Annotated in this window: 2 protein-coding genes; both read left to right on the forward strand. The window is 47.5% G+C overall.

Annotation, left to right across the window (positions count from 1 at the left end):
- Positions 1-222: 222 nt before the first annotated feature.
- A complete protein-coding gene (aat, locus tag E1189_RS15645; RefSeq protein WP_155161265.1) occupies positions 223-921 on the forward strand; it encodes a leucyl/phenylalanyl-tRNA--protein transferase in 699 nt (232 codons plus the stop codon).
- Positions 911-1,624: an arginyltransferase gene (locus tag E1189_RS15650; protein WP_155161266.1), complete on the forward strand. Its 714-nt coding sequence runs from the start codon at positions 911-913 to the stop codon at positions 1,622-1,624. The genes aat and E1189_RS15650 overlap by 11 nt, the downstream gene beginning before the upstream one ends.
- Positions 1,625-1,650 lie beyond the last annotated feature (26 nt).

Consider the following 1,650-nt stretch of genomic DNA (forward strand, 5'->3'; position numbering starts at 1 on the left):
CAGGCACCGGATTTACCCAGGACTGTAAGTGGCAAACTGACAGAATTAGCCGTACGAGCTTTGATTCATGGTGAAGATGTGAAAAATGCAGAAGCTCTTGCTAACCCAGAATCCCTGGATTTTTTTAAGGAGTTGCCACAGCTGCAAGTCTAGGGTCTGGCTTTTACGTGGGTGTTTGGCATAAGTTTATGGGATACAGATTGATTGGGAAGACAGTATTCCATGATTCCATGGATTGATGAGGATAATCCAGTTTTTCCTCCCGTTGAGCAGGCCCTGAAAGATCCGGATGGGCTGCTTTGTGCGGGAGGAAATCTGCGGCCGACAACATTGTTGCAAGCATACAGTCACGGTATTTTCCCTTGGTACAGTGATGGGCAGCCGCTGTTATGGTGGTCGCCTGATCCTCGTATGGTTCTGACACCGCAAACCCTCCATGTGTCCCGCAGTATGAAACGCTTTCTGCGCAAGATGCAGTGGACTGTGACAGCTGACAAAGCTTTCCCCCAGGTGATTGAAGCCTGCTCAGCCATTCCCAGAGATGATCAGGATGGTACCTGGATTACTGAGGAGATGATGCAGGCTTATATCAACCTGTACTACTTAGGATTTACCCATTCTATTGAAGTGTGGGATGAGAAAGGAAAGCTGATCGGCGGCTTGTACGGTGTGGCTATGGGGCGGGTATTTTTTGGGGAGTCTATGTTCTCATTTGAAACCAATGCTTCGAAAACCGCCCTTGTCAGTTTAATGAACTCAGGGTGCTACGATTTAGTGGATTGCCAGATGCATACAGCCCACCTTGAAACCATGGGCGGACAGATACAGCCGCGTTCTGTATTTTTAATAGCCATGCAGACGCTGATTAAGCGTCCGACTTCATCTTTGGTTACAGGCGTGGAGTCATTTTATGAAAAATGAACACCAGATAGCCCTCTATGAAACGGATGTTCATCCCTGCAGTTATCTTAGTGGCAAAGAGGCCTCTACCCAATTTCTCGATCCCCGATTCCAGGTTGATGCGTCTACAGCTGAGCGACTGGCTGAACTTGGGTTTCGTCGCAGTGGTGATCATACTTATCGCCCGAACTGTCCGGATTGCAGTGCCTGCATCCCCTTGCGGGTTCGGGTTGATGAGTTTGAACCTAACCGCACGCAGCGAAAAATTTTGAATCGCAATGCAGGCGTTTCAGTTACTTTAAAGCTGCCAACAACGAATTTGGAATATTATCGCCTCTATCGCCGTTATATCAGTGAACGTCACCGTGATGGTGATATGTTCCCTCCATCTGCCAAACAGTTTTCTGAGTTTCTGGGAATAGACAGCGGTTATACCCATTTCTGGATTTTTCGGGAACATGGAAAACTGTTAGGTGTTACTGTAACCGACCATTTCTCTCAAAGCTTGTCTTTGGTTTATAGCTTCTTTCGTACAGATGCCGGTTACGGCAGGCGCAGTTTGGGGATTTACTTTGTACTGCGACAGATTCTTGCGGCTAAACAGGCAGGATTTCCCTATCTCTATTTGGGGTATCTTATTCGTGAGTGCCGTAAAATGAGTTATAAAACCAGCTTTCTGCCTGCAGAACAATTCGTTGATCAGCAGTGGCGACTGATCGTATAGTCTGGCGGCGTCTTTTTCCGCCCTTG

It is taken from the genome of Parendozoicomonas verongulae (assembly GCF_009711465.1).
Classification (GTDB): domain Bacteria; phylum Pseudomonadota; class Gammaproteobacteria; order Pseudomonadales; family Endozoicomonadaceae; genus Sansalvadorimonas; species Sansalvadorimonas verongulae.

Coding starts and splice junctions, on each gene's coding strand:
- E1189_RS15650 (WP_155161266.1), top strand. CDS start 911: ATGAAAAATGAACACCAGATAGCCCTCTATGAAACGGATGTTCATCCC.
- aat (WP_155161265.1), top strand. CDS start 223: ATGATTCCATGGATTGATGAGGATAATCCAGTTTTTCCTCCCGTTGAG.